General features: G+C 68.5%; 15 protein-coding genes. 4 read left to right on the top strand and 11 right to left on the bottom strand.

The window, feature by feature from the left end; translation table 11 throughout:
* Positions 1-2: 2 nt before the first annotated feature.
* The 4 genes from C5B85_RS08120 to C5B85_RS08105 all read right to left on the bottom strand — a co-directional run bounded on the left by C5B85_RS08120 (position 3) and on the right by C5B85_RS08105 (position 4692).
* Complete coding sequence (locus tag C5B85_RS08120; protein ID WP_104285493.1) at positions 3-1547, bottom strand: phosphotransferase; 1545 nt, start codon at positions 1545-1547, stop codon at positions 3-5.
* Between the two features lie 68 nt (positions 1548-1615).
* Positions 1616-2734: a class I SAM-dependent methyltransferase gene (locus C5B85_RS08115; RefSeq protein ID WP_104285492.1), complete on the bottom strand. Its 1119-nt coding sequence runs from the start codon at positions 2732-2734 to the stop codon at positions 1616-1618.
* A gap of 2 nt (positions 2735-2736) precedes the next feature.
* The gene (locus C5B85_RS08110) at positions 2737-3192 is read right to left on the bottom strand and encodes a pyridoxamine 5'-phosphate oxidase family protein (protein ID WP_181064336.1); all 456 of its coding nucleotides are present in this window, start codon (positions 3190-3192) and stop codon (positions 2737-2739) included.
* 123 nt (positions 3193-3315) lie between these two features.
* Positions 3316-4692: an NAD-dependent succinate-semialdehyde dehydrogenase gene (locus C5B85_RS08105; protein WP_104285567.1), complete on the bottom strand. Its 1377-nt coding sequence runs from the start codon at positions 4690-4692 to the stop codon at positions 3316-3318.
* A gap of 278 nt (positions 4693-4970) precedes the next feature.
* Here C5B85_RS08105 and C5B85_RS08095 point away from each other — a divergent pair, with 278 nt between their 5' ends.
* Positions 4971-6491, top strand: coding sequence for a CoA-acylating methylmalonate-semialdehyde dehydrogenase (locus tag C5B85_RS08095; RefSeq protein WP_104285490.1), 1521 nt, complete (start codon positions 4971-4973; stop codon positions 6489-6491).
* A 130-nt stretch (positions 6492-6621) separates the two neighbouring features.
* Entirely contained in the window at positions 6622-7101 is a 480-nt protein-coding gene (locus C5B85_RS08090; protein WP_104285489.1) for a hypothetical protein, read from the top strand.
* Positions 7102-7130: 29 nt separating this feature from the next.
* Here the strand turns inward: C5B85_RS08090 and C5B85_RS08085 are convergent, their stop codons facing one another.
* A complete protein-coding gene (locus C5B85_RS08085) occupies positions 7131-8741 on the bottom strand; it encodes a PucR family transcriptional regulator ligand-binding domain-containing protein (RefSeq protein WP_181064335.1) in 1611 nt (536 codons plus the stop codon).
* A 108-nt stretch (positions 8742-8849) separates the two neighbouring features.
* Between C5B85_RS08085 and C5B85_RS08080 the strand changes: the two genes are divergently transcribed.
* Positions 8850-10169, top strand: a complete 1320-nt coding sequence (locus C5B85_RS08080) for an aspartate aminotransferase family protein (RefSeq protein ID WP_104285487.1) — start codon at positions 8850-8852, stop codon at positions 10167-10169.
* A 183-nt stretch (positions 10170-10352) separates the two neighbouring features.
* On the opposite strand, the gene C5B85_RS08075 is transcribed toward C5B85_RS08080, so the two are convergent.
* The 4 genes from C5B85_RS08075 to C5B85_RS08060 form a co-directional block, all read right to left on the bottom strand.
* Positions 10353-10919: a hypothetical protein gene (locus tag C5B85_RS08075; protein WP_104285486.1), complete on the bottom strand. Its 567-nt coding sequence runs from the start codon at positions 10917-10919 to the stop codon at positions 10353-10355.
* A 178-nt stretch (positions 10920-11097) separates the two neighbouring features.
* On the bottom strand, positions 11098-11772 hold the full coding sequence (locus C5B85_RS08070; RefSeq protein ID WP_104285485.1) for a CE1759 family FMN reductase: 675 nt from the start codon (positions 11770-11772) through the stop codon (positions 11098-11100).
* A 120-nt stretch (positions 11773-11892) separates the two neighbouring features.
* Positions 11893-13059, bottom strand: coding sequence for an LLM class flavin-dependent oxidoreductase (locus tag C5B85_RS08065; RefSeq protein ID WP_104285484.1), 1167 nt, complete (start codon positions 13057-13059; stop codon positions 11893-11895).
* An 82-nt stretch (positions 13060-13141) separates the two neighbouring features.
* Positions 13142-14122, bottom strand: coding sequence for a DMT family transporter (locus C5B85_RS08060; protein ID WP_104285483.1), 981 nt, complete (start codon positions 14120-14122; stop codon positions 13142-13144).
* A 70-nt stretch (positions 14123-14192) separates the two neighbouring features.
* Between C5B85_RS08060 and C5B85_RS08055 the strand changes: the two genes are divergently transcribed.
* Positions 14193-15080 carry a LysR family transcriptional regulator gene (locus tag C5B85_RS08055; RefSeq protein ID WP_104285482.1) on the top strand — a complete coding sequence of 296 codons (888 nt, stop codon included), beginning with the start codon at positions 14193-14195 and terminating at the stop codon, positions 15078-15080.
* An 11-nt stretch (positions 15081-15091) separates the two neighbouring features.
* On the opposite strand, the gene C5B85_RS08050 is transcribed toward C5B85_RS08055, so the two are convergent.
* Positions 15092-15670, bottom strand: a complete 579-nt coding sequence (locus tag C5B85_RS08050) for a gluconokinase (RefSeq protein WP_308471330.1) — start codon at positions 15668-15670, stop codon at positions 15092-15094.
* Positions 15667-16743, bottom strand: coding sequence for an L-idonate 5-dehydrogenase (locus tag C5B85_RS08045; protein WP_104285481.1), 1077 nt, complete (start codon positions 16741-16743; stop codon positions 15667-15669). Before C5B85_RS08045 ends, C5B85_RS08050 begins: the two co-directional genes overlap by 4 nt.
* Between the last annotated feature and the right edge of the window lie 59 nt (positions 16744-16802).

Below are 16802 nucleotides of genomic sequence, written 5' to 3'. Positions count from 1 at the left end.
GCCTAGGCGAGGATGCGCTGCACGGCTCGCACGGGGATCCTCAGCCACGCAGGCCGCTGGGACGCCTCGTAGATCACCTCGTACAGGGCCTTGTCGAGTTCGAACACTCTGATGAGCGCGGCAGATTCCGCTGCGCTCAGCGGCCGGTCTTCCTGAGACCCGCCTCGAGCTCCAGTCACGCCCGAGAGTTCGCGGGCGTCTGCGGCGTCGTGCGCGTCCTGGGCCTGCCGGCGGGCGGCGCGCCCCTCGAGCGTGATCGCCCCAGTGTGGCGCCCGGCCCTGGCCTCGCCGCTCACTGCCGCGGCGTAGCCGTTGAGGAACGATTGCCGCGCCCGAGCAGCCCAGTCGCCCGCGACGTTGCGCCCCGTGGTCATCTCGAGAGACCCAGCGACGTAGTCGAACGACCGAAGAATGCCCGCGATATCCCGTTGTGGAGCATCCGCCGTGTTGCGCTGCTCGATGGAACGCAGCGGCTCCCCCTCGAAGTCGAGGAACACCCAGCCGCGATCTTCGACGGCAAGCACCTGCCCGAGGTGCAGGTCGCCGTGCACCCGCTGCAACCGGGGCCAGTGCATGGCCGCGGCGTGCGCGTACACTTCCTCCGCCGCCCCACGCAGGCGCTCCAGCGCGGGCGCGACAGCAATCGCCGCATCCAGCCTCTGACGCATGGCCGCGACCTCGGCCTGCACCCTCGGCGCGGTCGACTCGACACTCGGCAGCACCTCGCGCAGCGTGCGGTGCACCTCCGCGGTCGCCTCACCGAGCGTATAGGCGGCGTCACCGAAGTCGTCGCCCGTCTCTGCCGCACGCAACGCCACGCGCCACGCGTCCTCGACGCCCGGCAGGAACTCCTGCGCGAACACGAAGTTGCCGGAGGCGCGGCCGCCTTGTGCGCGCGGGTCGGGCCAGTAGCCCGACAGGTGCCCGACGGCAGGCGGCACACGCACGGAGCCTGCTGCGGCGAGCGCGGACTGCAGCGTCACCTCCGGGTTCTCGCCATCGTGCAGCATGCGGAAGACCTTGAGGATGAGCGGCGCCGCGTCAGCCCCGTCCGGGAGTCTCATCTCGCAGATGATCGACGTGTTCGACTGCTCGCCAGACAGCACCCGGCTCGTCACGAAGCTCCCGACGACAGCTCCGGGCATCGGCAGCCCGTAGGCGGCGATGTCGCTCCGCCCGCCGGCCCCGGTCGCATGCCCCTCACGCTCGAGCAGGGCCAGGAGCGCCTTCGCGAACGCGATGTCGTGAGGCCCGTCGACGACGGCGCTCACACGCCCCGAGGCGTTGCTGATCGACCCGATGTAGCCGAGGGCCGGGACTCGCGCATCCACCTCTCGGAGCACGATCGGAACCTGGTACACGACCGGCTCATCCCCGGAAGAATCGAGGATGCATGGCACGGTCACCAGATGCACGCCGGCTTCACCATTCGGGTTGGCGAGCACGTAGCTGCCGAGGTGGGTGAGCTGCGGCGCCCGCCCCTCCCCGCCCGAGTACCACCGCTGCTTCGGCATCCAGTCGCGGAGCATGTGGATGAGATCGGTCATAGCGCCTCCGGTTCAGATGATCAGCCTACCGACCGGATGCCCCCGCCCGGCGCGCTTTTCGGTGACGATCAGCCACGTTTGCGGCTGATCACCACGGTGAACTTCGCACCCCGTGCGATCTGCCTGCTTCGGCCGACGATCCGCTCGAGCGCGGCCCGGTGCGCGAGGCCCGAATTGAACACCGTCAGCATGGTCCCGCCCGGCTTCAGCATGCGTGCTGCCTGCTCGAACAGCGGATGCGCCATGTCTTCCACGACCTCGTGACGGTCATGGAACGGCGGGTTGAGCAGCACGATGTCAACCGTGCCGGTCTCTATGCTCGAGCCCGAATCTTCGCGGCGCACCTCGACCCTGTCCCCGACACCAGCGAGGCGAATCGTCTCGCGGGACGAGGCCGCAGCCGCCCAGGAGCGGTCGCTCGCGACGACCTCGAGCCCCGGCCTGAGCTTGGCCAGAGCGACGCCGAGCACACCGGTGCCGCAGCCGAGGTCAACGGCGAGCCCGCTTGCAGGCAACGCGTCCGCGGGGAGCTCGTGCAGGACGGCGAGCAGCTCACGCGTGCCGAGGTCCAGGCGGGGGCCCGCGAACGCGCCCCCGTGGCTCGCGATCGCGAAGCCGAGCTCGTCGGAGTTCTGCACGATCGGATACCCGGTTTCGGCCCCGAGCAACTCGGCCTTCGGCCCGCTCGCGTGCAGCACTCGCGACTTCTGCCTGCCGAGGCTCGCGGAGACTGCACCGAACGAACGCTCCAGCGTCTCGTTCATGCCGCGGCTCATGTGCTTGATTCGGCCGCCGGCGACGACCCGCACGTCCGGATGCGCATGCGCGGCAACAAGACGGGCGACCTCGTCGAGCTCGGCAAGCGACTTCGGGAGCCGCAGCAGCACGAGCCGCGCCCCCTCGAACAGGGCGGGCTCCAGCCCGAAGCGGACAGCCTTCAGCGAACGGAAGCTCGCTCGCACGGCTTCGTCGCTCGCCCGTTCGTCGGTGACGGCGTCGTGGAAGGTGCGGACGGTATCGAGGTCGAACCGCTCCGCGGCAGCGACGGCGAGCGCGCCCGTGGCGTCGCCGACGACGACAAGCGGGGCCGTCGGCCCAGCCAGCTCGGCGGCCTCGTCGAGGATGAGTCGATCGACGGGGTCAGGCTCGGCGCCGGTAGCGGCCCTGCCCAGTGCGGTGTCCGCCACGCCTAGGCGACGGTGTCGATGAGGGGCTCGAGTTCTTCGCCCGTGACATAGCGACGTCCGGAGACCTCCCCCACCTTGATAGCGACGTACTCATTTTTGGGGGTAGCGATGAGCGGGCTCACGTCGAGGTCAGCAGCCCACTCGAGCTCGGCCTCCGTACTCAGCACGCGCGCCTCGCCACGCGCGACGATGCTCGTCGCGAAGCCGTCTCCGAGCGCATCCGCCTGGAACACGACCTCTTTCGCGATAGACGCACCGGCAAGCTTGAAGCCGGGCGCAGATTTGAAGACGATCTCGCCGGCGCTCCCGCTGCCGCTTTCCTCGCTGTACGCGATGTTGAGCGGGTAGATCTCCACACGGCCGTTCAACGCGAACGCGATGCGTCCGAACCTCGTCGCGCTCAGGAGCTCGCGGCTTTCCTCGTCGCTCAGGACGGTGATGAGTTGCTCGTCTTCCATGTCTCCATCATGGCCGTTCGAGGCGCGGCCCGCGCGACTTTTCCCCAGGTGGATGCGCGAGGACCGGCCAGAGGAGCGGGGCGGGATGCCTGGCGCCCTGCCCCGCATCCGCTCACGGACGACTTACGCTGAGACGAAGAAGAGACGCTTGTTGGCGAACTCCCCGATTCCAATGGGGCCCATCTCACGCCCGAAGCCGGAGTTCTTGACCCCGCCGAATGGCAGCTCAGCGGCCTCCGCTGCGATCGTGTTGACGTGCGCCATACCCACCTCGAGACGCTGCGCGACGCGGGTAGCGCGAGCCTCGTCCGTCGAGAAGACCGAACCGCCGAGGCCAAGCGCGCAGTCGTTCGCGAGCTCGAGGGCCTCCTCGTCACTCGAGACCCGGTAGACGGTCGCGACGGGGCCGAAGATCTCGACACCATAGGACTCGGAATCGCGGGGAACCCCGGTAAGCACTGCGGGCGAGTAGTGAGCGCCCGGCCCTTCCGCAAGAACGCCGCCGATCTCGAGGGTCGCGCCCTCCGCGATTGCTTTCTGCACCTGAGCGTCGACCGTCTCCGCGGCCGCGCGGCTCGACATCGGCGCGAACTCACCCTCGGCGAGGTCCAGCTGATCGCCCGGCACGAGACCGGTCGCGAGCTTCTTCAGCTCCGCAACGAACTCGTCGTAGATGTCGTCCATGACGATGAGCCGCTTGTTCGAGTTGCAGACCTGCCCCACGTTGTACACGCGGAAGTCCCACGCCTGCTTCGCGACGTCCGCGACGTCGTCCGAATCGAGCACCACCATCGGGTCGATGCCGCCGAGCTCGAGCACACACTTCTTCAGGTTGCTGCCCGCCTGCGCGCCGATGATGGCACCCGCACGCTCGGAACCCGTCAGCGAGATGCCCTGAACGCGGTCGTCGGCGATGAGCGTCGCGATCTGGTCGTGGGAAGCGAAGACGTTCTGGTAGCCGCCAACCGGAACTCCAGCCTGCTCCATGATCTCCTGGATGGTGAGGGCGGACCGGGCGCAGATATCGGCGTGCTTGAGCAGGATGGTGTTGCCGAGCACCAGGTTCGGCGCGGCGAAGCGAGCCACCTGGTAGTAGGGGAAGTTCCACGGCATGACCCCGAGGAGCGTCCCGACGGGGCGGTGCTCGACAAACGCCTTGCCCGGAATCGTGCTCGGGATCTCGTAGTCGGTGATGAGGCTCGGGCCGTGCACGCCGTAGTAGTCGATGATCGACGCCGCGAACTCGACCTCGTCGATCGACTCCTGCACGGACTTGCCCATCTCGACCGCAATGAGGTTCGCGAGCTCGTCCTTGCGCTCGAGGAAGATCTCGGCGACGCGCCTCACGACGGCCGCGCGGTCCTGCACGCTGCGCTCGCGCCACTCACGGTAAACCGAGTCGGCGCTCGCAACGGCCTGCTCGATCTGCGCATCCGTCGCGTCGTCGAAGGTCTCGACGATCTCGCCAGTGGCTGGATTCTGCACTCGATACTTGGACATCTCGCTCCTCGGCTCGGCCGTCTTGTCGCTGCCAGTCTGACGCAAAACTCGTTGCCAGTTTGGTCGAATACCTCCGTGCGCCTCTACAAAGTCGCCACTCGGGCGTCCGTGGCCGTCCGTAGTCTGACGATGCTTCCGTTCGCGACGCTCAGCCGGTTCGACAAGCACAGCGAGCTCAACGAGCTCAACGACCTCAACCAGCACAGCGAGCTCTACCAGCTCAGCGATCTCTACCAGCTCAGCGACCCCGCCCACCCAGCAATCCCAAGGAGTATCACGTGGACTCTGCCCTTCCCACGATCCAGCACTGGATCGACGGCGCCCTCGCGACAGCGACCCCCGCCCGCACGGCCCCCGTCTTCAACCCAGCGCTCGGCGTGGCCACCGCGCACGTCGCACTGGCGGAACAGCAAGAGATCGACGCGGCCGTCGCCGCGGCGAAAGCGGCCTTCCCGGGCTGGTTGAACGCATCCGTCGCGAAGCGCCAAGGAGTGCTGTTCCGTTTCCGTGAGCTGCTGAACGAGCGGAAGTTCGAGCTCGCGAAGATCATCACCTCCGAGCACGGCAAGGTCGTCTCCGACGCCGCTGGCGAGATCCAGCGCGGCCTCGAGGTCGTGGAACTCGCCACCGGGTTCCCCCACATCATGAAGGGCGACTTCACCGAGAACGCCTCCACCGGTGTGGACGTGTTCTCCATCAAGCAGGCCCTCGGCGTCGTCGGCATCATCTCGCCGTTCAACTTCCCCGCCATGGTCCCCATGTGGTTCTTCCCCATCGCGATCGCCGTCGGCAACACCGTTGTCCTCAAGCCCAGCGAGAAAGACCCCTCCGCCGCCCTCTGGCTCGCGGAACTCTGGAAAGAAGCCGGCCTCCCCGACGGCGTCTTCAACGTCCTCCACGGCGACAAGCAAGCCGTCGACGGCCTCCTGAACCACAACGACGTCGCCGCGATCTCGTTCGTCGGCTCCACCCCCATCGCGCAATACATCTACGAGACCGCATCCAAGAACGGCAAACGAGTCCAGGCGCTCGGCGGCGCGAAGAACCACATGCTGGTCCTCCCCGACGCGGACCTCGACCTCGTCGCCGACCAGGCCATCAACGCCGGCTACGGATCCGCGGGCGAGCGGTGCATGGCCATCAGCGTTGTCCTCGCGATCGAGCCCGTCGCCGACCAGCTCATCGAGAAGGTCACCGAGCGCATCGCGAAGCTCCGCATCGGCGACGGCACCCCCACCGACACCCACAAGGAACCCGACATGGGCCCCATCGTGTCGGAAATGCACCGCGACAAGATCGCCTCCTACATCCAGATCGCGAAAGACGACGGCGCCGACGTGCTCGTCGACGGCCGCGACATCAGCGCGGAAGGCGCCGACGGCGGGTTCTGGCTCGGACCCACCCTCATCGACAACCTCCCCACCACGAGCCGCGCCTACACCGAAGAGATCTTCGGCCCCGTCCTCGGCATCGTCCGCGTCAAGAGCTTCGAGGAAGGTGTCGAGCTCATCAACACCGGCCAGTTCGGCAACGGCACCGCGATCTTCACCAACGACGGCGGCGCTGCCCGCCGCTTCCAGAACGAGATCCAGGTCGGCATGATCGGCATCAACGTGCCCATCCCCGTCCCCGTCGCCTACTACTCCTTCGGCGGCTGGAAAGACTCCGCCTTCGGCGACTCCAAGGCCTACGGCCTGCAGGGCTTCCACTTCTACACCCGCGAGAAAGCCGTCACCAGCCGCTGGCTCGACCCCGCCAAGCACGGCGGCATCAACCTCGGCTTCCCCGAAAACGACTAGCCAGCTAGGAGCATTTCGCCCCAGGGTTGTGGCGTTGTGCGGTTGGCGCGCGAACCAACCGCACAACGCCACAACTGTGTCCGGCTGCTCGCGCAGGTGACTTCCGAGGCGAGCAGGCGAGGATGTGCCCGTGCGCATCCTCCTGAAGCTCGAGCTCGACTGCCCCACCGAACTGCTCGCCGACGCATTGCAGCGCCCCGACGCGTTCCGCGCCGTGGCCGCTCCCCTCGCGGAGGTGCGCTCGCTCGAGCCGGGCGGCTTCCCCGAGCGCTGGTCGCCCGAGCGCCCTCACCGAGTCGAGATCAGCCTGCTCGGGAAGGTGCCGCTGGGCACGCAGGTCATCGACGGTCAGTACCGCGACCTGGGCAACGGGATGCACGAGCTCCGCGACCGCGGGTACCCCGAATCTGGCCTACTCGCCGTCATGACCACGTTCGAGCACCGGATGGTGGTGTCGCCCCTGCCAGGCGCGCGGACCCTCTACCGGGACCAGCTGAAGGTGGGCGCCGGCATTCTGACCCCGTTCGTGTGGTTCGGGATGTGGGCCTTCTGGCAAAAGCGCGCCCTCAGCATGCGGCGGCTCGCGGCGAGGCTCCGCGACGAGCGGTAGCCGCTGGCTCGCTGGCACCACGAAGCGCCTCACGCCTCGTCGAGGAGCCGCATCGCGGACCACACCTCGGCGCGGCCGGCGAAGGTCTGCAGGTCGATGCCCAAGAGCTGCTCCGCAGTCGTGACGCGGCTGCGCAGCGTGTGCCGGTGGATGCCGAGCGACTTCGCGACCGGGTCCCACGCGCAGTTCCCCTCCGTCCAGGCGGCGAGCGTCTCCAGCAAGAGCCGACCCTGTTCACCGTGCTCGAGCAGCGGCTGCAGGACCCGGCGGGCCGTGACCCGACCATCCGCAGCCTCGAGCGCACCGAGCATCCCGGTCGTGGCGAGCTCCTCGAAACGCACCGACGGCCGATTTGGCGTGCTGCGCTCCGCCGCCTTGCGCGCCTCCGAGAGGAGGCGGGCAAGCTCAGGCCAGTCGCCTGGCGCGGAGGCCCCCGCCGAGAACCCGGCTTCGGTCAGCGCCTCGAGCAGCGTCGCACCGCCTGCCGCGGGGACGATCGCGATGAGTTCCTGCTCGCGCGCCGCGAAGAACAGGGGCTCGCTGCCCGCACCTGCCAGCCGTTCGAGCCGGTCGAGGAGCGCCTGCCCCGGCTCCCCGCCTCGCGCCTGCATGACCCTGATCGGGGTGACCGGAAGCTTGCCCCACACCGTCTCCGCGGTGCGCGTCGCCACGTCCATCTCACCAGCGAGCAACAGTTCGAGCAGGCCAACCCGCAGGTGCCCGCGCGCCGCATCCAATTCCCGATTCTGCTCAAGCGCAATCGACGCGTGGCCGATGGCGCTCGCAACGAGGTCGTTGCCCGCGAGGTCGAGAGGCGCTCGGCCCCCGACCGCGAGCACCCCGCGCAGCTGACCGTGTTGGCCCACCGTCTGCAGGGTCACGTCGCCACCGTCGCCGTGCAGGCGGGCCCCAGAGCGTCCGCCGCGCGCGAGCAGGCTCTGCACCATTCGTTCGACCTCGGGAGCTTCGGTTTCCGGCACCTGGATGCGCGTCTGCGCCTCCACACGAAGCCCGGTCGAGTCGTACAGCGCAACCCAGCTCTCCAGCTGCCGCTCGAGCTCGACGAGGATCGCACCAAGCCCTCCCGGCCTGAGCGCCGCCCTGGCGAGCTTGCGCTGCGCCTGCAGCGACCATTCGAGCCGCGCCCGCTGCTCGAGGGCGCGCTGGTCGGCGAGGTAGCGGATGATGCCGATGAACGGGGTGCGCTCGGCGACCTCGACGAGCGTCAGGCCGTGGCGCTGACAGGCGGTGACGAGGTCGGCGGGCACCTCCGCGTGGATGACCTCGGTCGCGAAGCCGAGCACCGCGACGTCAGCCGCACGCAGGCGTGCCACGTAGGCGTCGAAGACTCCCTCGCTGGCGAGCGCCTGGAAGCGAACCGTCGCGGTCGCGGAGACTGGAGAGCGAGACTCCGCCTCCACGAGGCCCGCCGCGCCTCCCCTCGACGGAGCCTCTGGCACCGCGAACTGCATGCCGTCGGTCAGCAGCAACTGGCCGGCCTCCAGCCACGGGGTCGGGTCGACCAGGTCCGAGCTGTGCGCCCAAACGAGCGTGCGGTCCAGCGCATCCCCGTCGGCGGCGTGCAGTACCCGCAACTTGAACTCGGTCTCCTCCACGAGCTCGCGCAGCGTGACGCTCATGACAGCCCCCCGTCCGCGAGACAGCAGTGGCGCTTTTGTCGAGTCATGGCACCCATTCTCACCGATTTGCCCAGCAACTCGGTACATCTGTGGCTTCAAAGTGGATGCATGACCGCTCCAGCCCTCAGCACCTCCCTCAGCAACGCCGACGTCCGCGAGCGAGACCTCGCCTCGGTGTTCCACTCCTGGTCAGCCCAGGGGAAGATCTCGCCGCTGCCCATCGCGCGCGGCGAAGGCGCCAAGCTGTGGGACTTCGATGGCAACGAGTACCTTGATTTCTCAAGCCAGCTCGTGAACGTCACCATCGGCTACCAGCACCCGAAGGTCATCGCGGCCATCCAGGAGCAGGCGGCGCAGCTCGTGACGATCGCCCCGGCCCACGCCAACGAGACGAGGGCCAGGGCCGCCGAGCTCATCCTGTCGCACGCCCCGGAAGGCTTCTCGAAGGTGTTCTTCACGAACGGCGGCGCGGATGCGATCGAGAACGCGATCCGCCTGGCCCGGCTTACGACGGGGCGCGACAAGGTCGTCTCCCTCTACCGCAGCTACCACGGCAACACGGGCTCCGCGATCGTCGCGACCGGCGACTGGCGCCGCATCCCCAACGAATTCGCCCGCGGCCACGTGCACGCCTTCGGGCCGTACCTGTACCGCTCGGAGTTCTGGGCTGGGACGCCCGAGCAGGAGAGCGAACGCGCGCTGCACCACCTCGAGCGCGTCATCCAGGCGGAAGGCCCGGCCTCGGTCGCCGCGATCCTGATCGAGAGCATCCCGGGCACCGCCGGCGTCCTCCTGCCGCCACCCGGGTACCTCGCGGGCGTGCGCGAGATCTGCGATCGCTATGGGGTGCGGCTGATCCTCGACGAGGTCATGGCCGGCTTCGGTCGAACGGGCGAGTGGTTCGCGTTCGACGCCTACGACGTGCGCCCAGACCTCATCACTTTTGCGAAGGGCGTCAACTCCGGGTACGTGCCCGTCGGCGGGGTTGTCATCTCCGAGGAGATCGCCGCGCACTTCGATGACGAGGTTTTCCCCGGCGGCCTCACGTACTCGGGGCACCCACTTGCCGCAGCCTCCATCGTCGCGACGCTCGAGACCATGGAAGAGGAAGGCATCGTCGAGAACGCGGCCCGCCTCGGGCGTGAGGTCATCGGGCCCGCGCTGCACAAGCTCGCGTCCCGCCACGAGGTTGTCGGAGAGGTTCGAGGCAAGGGCGTCTTCTGGGCGGTCGAGCTCGTGAGCGATCCCACGACGCGCGCGCCGCTCGCCGCCGCCGACATGGCGACCATCAAATCGCAGCTCATCGCCCGCGGGCTCCTGCCCTTCATCGCCGACAACCGCATCCACGTCGTCCCGCCGGCCGTGATTACCGACGCGGACGCGCGCCGCGGCATCGCGATCATCGACGAGGTGCTCGCCGGCTTCTAGATCTTTAGCCCGGCGGACGGGCAGCCGGTTCGTCGCCTCGGGCCGGACACGACGCGCTGACCACGCCGCTCGACGCGGATTCGGGATGACTTTCGCGCACGCGGATGGGTTGCAAACCATCTGCGTGCGTGGAAGCCGTCCGGAAACGCGCGACGGCCGCGCTCCTCGACCGCGGGACCCGTGTTACTTGTTCTTGGGCGGCGGGACGAGCGCGAGCAGCGTCGTGAGGCCTCCGATGGCAAGCCCCGTCTTCGTGTGCGCAGCAACGACGCCACGTTCAGCGCGACGCTCGCCGAACCGATAGATCCCTCGCTCGGCGGCCGCGATTCCGGCCGCCGTCGCGATCGCACCCGCGATGCCGAGACCGCTCAAGCCCGCACGCCGTGCAGGTGTGAGCGAGAGCCAGAAGTCAGAGAAGCCCTTTTCCTTCGAGGCAGCGCCGCCTTCGTCACGCAGCCCCTCGGCCGGGTGCGGCTCGTCGTTCCGATCGCTCGGCCCGCCGATGAGCTCACCGGGAGCCTGCGCCGCTGGCTGCACGAGGAGATCCGAGTCCTCGAGCGCGCCCTGCTTCTCGTCGCGGTACTCCAGGACTGCCAGCCCCGTAATGCCCAGCGTGATCGCCGTCTTCACGACACCGCGAGCCACCTTCGAAGGAATGAAGTCGGGGGTCGAGTAGTAGACGGCAGTCAGCACCCCTTGGCTGGTCGAGAGGATCGCGCGCTTGCTGAAGGCCTTGCTCTGAGAAGTCATGACGAGCAGTCTCGCGAGCGCACCTGACCAGACCCTCCGCGCCGGCCCGTCGGCGCTACATCCGCCGCGCCTCCAACATCCCTCCGCCGTGCTTCCACCGACTCGGGATGGCAAAGTTTCCTCGTGGGGGTAACTTCCCCCAACGAAGTGACTCCGCCATCCCGAGAGCCGGGTGAGGCTAGCTCGCGCCGCCGGCCGCCATGCGCATGAGGTCGGAGTTGAGCTCGATGCCGAGCTCGGTCCCGCCCGCGCTGCCGAGCTCGTGCCGATAGCCGCCCCAGTTGTCGCCGCGGATCGTCTGTTCGACGCCAGCTTCCATGAGTGCAAGCAGTTCGACGGATGCGCGTTCGATGCGGGAGCCGAGGCCCGTGTCCTGCCAGTCTTCGGTCGACGCGAACAGCGAAGTGGGCACGGTCATGCTGCGCAGGTACGCGAACATAGACCGCATCTGCTCGTCGACGACCAGCGCGTGGCGCGCGGTGCCTGCGGTTGCGGCGAGCACAACGGGCTTCGCGATGAGGAGGTCGTTGTCGAGGGTCTGGAAGAACGACGTGAAGAGACCGCTCGGCCCGGCCTTGTAGACGGGGGCGGCCGCGATGATGCCGTCTGCGTCGCGGAGCGCGGCAATCGCGCGCTCGAAGTGCGGTCCGAAGCTCTGCGAGCCGAGGGCGGCGGGCAATTCCGGGAGGAGCATCCGCAGATCGATGTGCGTCGATACAACATCGCGGCCGCGCGTCGACGCGAGCTTCACGACGCCGCGTTCGATGCGGTCGGCGAGGAGCTTCGTCGACGACGGATCGCTGATACCCGCGTTGATGACAACAACTCGGTAGGCGCCTTGTGCGTTGGTCATGAGAGTCCTTCTGAACGAGTTCGAGCCGTGAGGCAGAGGAAAGAAAAGGAGCGGGCGGATGCGCGGGGCCGGCGGACGGAGCCGACCCCGCGCATCCGTTTCGGGAGCGAGCTTCGGGAGCTACGCGACGAGCTCGGTGTCCTGGTAAGGCGAGGAGCCGGTGACGTTGTCGCCGCGGTTCTCGTTGGGGCGCGGTTGACGCGGGGCGGCGTCGCCGTACTTCGCGCGGACCAGGGACTCGTGCGTGGGGGCGTCCGGCACCTCGGTGGGGCGCAGCGCCTCGAGCTCACGACGCAGCACGGGGACGACCTCGGAGCCAAGCAGCTCGAGCTGGTCGAGCACCATGCCGAGCGGCAGACCGGCGTGGTCCATGAGGAACAGCTGGCGCTGGTAGTCGCCGAAGTGCTCGCGGAAGGTGAGCGTCTTGTCGATGACTTCCTGCGGGCTGCCGACCGACAGCGGAGTCTGCTGCATGAAGTCCTCCATGCGCGGGCCGTGGCCATAGACGGGCGCTTCGTTGAAGTAGGGCCGGAACTGGTCCTTCGCGTCCTGCGAGTTCTTCGCGATGAACGCCTGCCCCCCGAGTCCGACGATCGCCTGCGACGCCTTGCCGTGGCCGTAGTGCTCGTAGCGCTGGCGGTAGAAGTCGATGAGGCGCATGTAGTGCTCCTTCGGCCAGAAGATGTTGTTCGCAAAGAAGCCGTCGCCATAGAAGGCGGCCTGCTCGGCGATCTCCGGGGTGCGAATGGAGCCGTGCCACACGAACGGCGCCACGTCGTCGAGGGGTCGCGGCGTCGACGTGAATCCCTGCAGCGGCGTGCGGAACTTACCTTCCCAGTCGACGACGTCTTCGCGCCAGAGGCGGTGCAGCAGGTTGTAGTTCTCGAGGGCGAGCGGCAGCCCGGAGCGGATGTCCTTGCCGAACCACGGGTAGACGGGGGCGGTGTTGCCGCGGCCGAGCATGAGGTCCATGCGGCCCTTGGAGAGGTGCTGGAGCATCGCGTACTCCTCGGCGATGCGCACGGGGTCGTTGGTCGTGATGAGGGTCGTCGACGTGGAGACGCGCAGCGTCTTCGTGAGTGCCGCGATATGAGAAAGGAGCACGGCGGGTGACGAGGAGAAGAACGGCGGGTTGTGGTGCTCGCCGATCGCGAAGACGTCGAGGCCAACTTCCTCGGTCTTCTGGGCGATCTTGACGATCGCGTCGATGCGCTCGGCCTCGCTGGGCGTCTCGCCGGTGACCGGGTTGCGTGTGATGTCGCTGACGGAGAAGATTCCGAACTGCATGATCAGCCCTTTCGTTGTCGATGCACGGGACCGGTGGGTCCGAGAACTCCATGCATATGCATACAACGTAGCGCGTGCCGATCTATTCCCGCGTCTTCGGAGCCGCCGGAACAGCGGCCCCTGGCACCTCGATATCAACTCGATTCCGCCGACTCAGCGCGCGCATCCCTGGCATCCGCCCCTGACTTGCGAGCACGCCGAGGACAACGATGAGGCCGCCGAGTGGCTGGTTCCAGTGCACCGTCTCGCCGAGCACCACAACACCCAGGATCACCCCGACCACGGGCGAAAGGTAGGTCACGGTCGACGCACGCGCCGGCCCCCAGTCGCGGATGATGCGGTTGTACCAGATGTACGCGAACCCAGTGCCGAGCACCCCGAGCCCCGCGACGGCGAGGAACACCGGGGGGTCGACGGCAAGACCACCCCGGGCCGTGAACGGAGCGAGAAGCCAAACGATTATCGCGGCGAGGCCGATCTGGATCGCCGACAGCGTAATGGTGTCGTAGCCGGAGTTCGAGAGGAACCGGCGCATGTACAGTCCCGCGAACCCGTACGAGGCCGTGGCCCCGAGGCAGGCGAGCTGCGCCGGGAGCAGTTGGGGCGACTGGCCGACACCGGCGAGCTGCCACGGCGCCGCCAGCACAATGACCCCGCTCAGCCCCACCACGAGCCCGACGACTTGCGTGCGCGTGAGCCGCTCGCCGACCAGTATGAGCGGCATGAGCAGCAGCGTCATGATGGGCGTCGTCGCGTTGTAGATGCTCGACAGACTGCTCGGCATGTACTGCCCCGCCCAGGCGAACAGAGAGAACGGCAGCGCCGCGAGGGTGATCGCGACGACCAGCATGTGCATCCAGACCCGGCCTCGGGGCCACCGACGCCGAGTGACGAGCATGATCGAGATGAGTGCGAGCGCCCCGAGCGTGAGGCGTCCGAGCACCAGCTGCGCGGGACTCAGACCTTCGAGCCCGACCTTGATGAAGAGGAAACTCGAACCCCAGACGAGCGCGAGGGCGACGAAGGCGGCGACGGTGCCGCGGCTGTTGCCGGAAGGACTCATGGGACTTATTGTTGGCCCCACCCCCGCATGAGGCAAATGCATTCGGCTCATTCCCACATGAGGAGAACTCATGAGTGTCACCATCGCCCAGCTCCGCGCCCTTGTCACGGTCATCGACCGCGCATCCTTCACCGACGCAGCCAACGAGCTCGGCGTCGGCCAGTCTGCGATCTCGCATGCGGTGACCGGGCTCGAGAAGGCCGTCGGCGGGCGGGTGCTCCGCCGCGACGGCGGGATCGCCCTCACGGCGCTCGGCCAGGGCGTCATCGAGCACGCGCGGGCGGCCCTCGCGTCGGTCTCGGCCCTCGAAAGCGCAGTGCGCCGCGACGAGACTCTGACGGGCACCGTTCGTCTGGGCGCCGTGGCGACGGTCTGCCAGGGGCTCGTCCCTGACCTGCTGGCCCTGTGGTCTGCACGGCTGCCGGGCATCAGCGTGTCCATCTACGAGGGCGATGACGAGGAGATGCCCGAGTGGCTGGAAGCGGGACTGGTCGACGCGGCGGTCCTCGTCGAGCCTTCCCCGGCGCCACGAGGAGGGCTGCTGGTCGCGACGGATGAGTTTGCCGCGCTGGTGCCCGCCGACCACCCGCTCGCGCGGCAGGATTCCATTCCGCTCGACGAACTCGACGACGACGGCCTCATCGTTTCGACGGGCGGATGCGAGACGCACGTCAAGACGATGCACGACGAGCTCGGGCTGCCCTACGTCTTCTCGCACCGCGTGCGTGAGATGAGCACGATGTTCCGCATGGTGCAGCAGGGCATGGGTGTCGCCGTCATTCCCTCGCTCGGCCGGGGGATGCTCCCGGACGACCTCGTGCTGCGCCCACTTGCCGTCAGGAGACCGCGGCAGCTTGTGCTGGCCGGGCCGAGCACTCGGCCGTGGCATCCACTTGTCGCTGCGCTCGTTGACGCCACGGGCGCCGACTTTGCGAGCACCGTGAAGATCGAGCTCTGACGAGACACCCCTCAGGCTTCGTCGGGTTCGGCACCGTCCAGGTACTCGACGACCGCATTCACGATGTCGGCGGGTGTGCCAACAACGGGAATCACGACGCCCGCCTCCCATGGCGCGAGCGGCTCGAGCACCTCGAACTGACTGTCGAGCAGGGTCGTCGGCATGAACTCGTGGTTCCGTGTCGCCAGTCGGGAGGCGACGAGGTCGCGCCCGCCTGCCAGATGGACGAAGCGCAGCTCCGGCACGCTCGAGCGCAGCAGCTCCCGGTACCAGCGCTTGAGCGCGGAGCATGCGACGACCGTGGTGCGCCCCTCGGCGGCGTTGGCGGCGATGGTCGCGCCGACGACCTTGAGCCACGGCACACGGTCTTCGTCCTCGAGCGGCGTTCCGGCCGCCATCTTCGCCTTGTTGGCGGGCGGATGAAGGTCGTCGCTGTCGATGAACGTCACGTCGAGCCGCTCCGCAAGCGCTGAGCCGATCGTCGTCTTGCCCGTGCCCTGCACGCCCATGACGATCATGGGCGGGTGGATGAGGGTGGGGTGCCCCGCTGCCGCGGCGCGTGCCCGCCGTTCTGCCTGGTCAGAGCTCACGAGGCGCCCCCTTCTTCTGGCGATCCATGGTCCTCGGGGTCAAAAACGAGCAGCACCTTCGACGAGCGGGACGCGTCGCCCGCGACGGCAAACGCATCCAGCGCGTGCTCGACGGGGAACTCGTGCGTGAGCACTGCGTCCACGGCCAGCGAGCCGTCGGCAAGCGCGCCGATGACGGCGTCGATCTCGTCGCCGAAGCGGAACGAGCCGACCAGCGTGAGCTCTCGAGTGATCGCGATGGAAAGGAGCGCCGGCACCTCGCCGCTGCGCTGTAGGCCGAGCATCACGACCCGCCCCCCGCGACCGGCGCCGCGGATGGCGCTGGCGAGGCCCGGCACGGTGCCGGACGACTCGATGACGACGTCGGCGTGGATGGCGGCGATCGCTTCGGCGTCCCGCGCGTCGATGACCCGGTGGGCTCCGAGCTTGGTGGCGACCGCGAGTGGCAGCTCGTGGAGGTCGCTCGCGATGATCTCGGCCGCCCCGTGATGCTTGAGCACGGCGACAACAAGCGCACCGATCGGGCCAGCGCCGATGACGAGCACGCGCTTGCCGCGGACCTCGCCCGCTTGCCCGACGCCGTGCCACGCGACGGCGGCAGGCTCGGCGAGCGAGGCCAGCTTGAGGTCGAGCCCGTCCGGCAGTACGCGGAGCATGCGTGCCGGCAGGGCAACCCGACGCGCGAAGGCCCCCTGCGTGTGCGGGATGCGAGCGGCAGAGCCGAGGTAGGTACCGGCCGGCGAGAGGTTCGGCCGGTCGGCCGGGTACGGGGTCACCCCGTCGTCGCCGGGCGTCGCGGGGTGGACCGCGACCCGCTGGCCGGCCGCCGGGCCGCTGCCGTCGGTGGCTGCGTTGAGCACGGTGCCGACGATCTCGTGGCCCAGGACAAGCGGGTCGCGGAGGATCGACTCCCCCGCAGCCCCGTGCATCCAGTAGTGCAGGTCCGACCCGCACACGCCGCCGTACGCGATCGCGACGACAGCCTGGTCTGCGGCGGGCGCAGGCTCAGGCAGCACGTCGAGCCGGAGGTCGCCCTTCCCGTGGGCGACGACCGCCAGGTTCTCCTGGGTCACAGACGACCTCCCTGTGGGCTCTTTTGGTCCGGATGCACACGCACGGCGTGCACACGCAC

Origin of the sequence: Pseudoclavibacter sp. AY1F1, assembly GCF_002931075.1 — a bacterium.
Lineage (GTDB): Bacteria > Actinomycetota > Actinomycetes > Actinomycetales > Microbacteriaceae > Pseudoclavibacter.
This window is presented reverse-complemented; position numbering and strand designations above follow the sequence as displayed.

Coding starts and splice junctions, on each gene's coding strand:
- C5B85_RS08120 (WP_104285493.1), bottom strand. CDS start 1,547: ATGACCGATCTCATCCACATGCTCCGCGACTGGATGCCGAAGCAGCGG.
- C5B85_RS08110 (WP_181064336.1), bottom strand. CDS start 3,192: ATGGAAGACGAGCAACTCATCACCGTCCTGAGCGACGAGGAAAGCCGC.
- C5B85_RS08105 (WP_104285567.1), bottom strand. CDS start 4,692: ATGTCCAAGTATCGAGTGCAGAATCCAGCCACTGGCGAGATCGTCGAG.
- C5B85_RS08085 (WP_181064335.1), bottom strand. CDS start 8,741: ATGAGCGTCACGCTGCGCGAGCTCGTGGAGGAGACCGAGTTCAAGTTG.
- C5B85_RS08080 (WP_104285487.1), top strand. CDS start 8,850: ATGACCGCTCCAGCCCTCAGCACCTCCCTCAGCAACGCCGACGTCCGC.
- C5B85_RS08075 (WP_104285486.1), bottom strand. CDS start 10,919: ATGACTTCTCAGAGCAAGGCCTTCAGCAAGCGCGCGATCCTCTCGACC.
- C5B85_RS08070 (WP_104285485.1), bottom strand. CDS start 11,772: ATGACCAACGCACAAGGCGCCTACCGAGTTGTTGTCATCAACGCGGGT.
- C5B85_RS08065 (WP_104285484.1), bottom strand. CDS start 13,059: ATGCAGTTCGGAATCTTCTCCGTCAGCGACATCACACGCAACCCGGTC.
- C5B85_RS08060 (WP_104285483.1), bottom strand. CDS start 14,122: ATGAGTCCTTCCGGCAACAGCCGCGGCACCGTCGCCGCCTTCGTCGCC.
- C5B85_RS08055 (WP_104285482.1), top strand. CDS start 14,193: ATGAGTGTCACCATCGCCCAGCTCCGCGCCCTTGTCACGGTCATCGAC.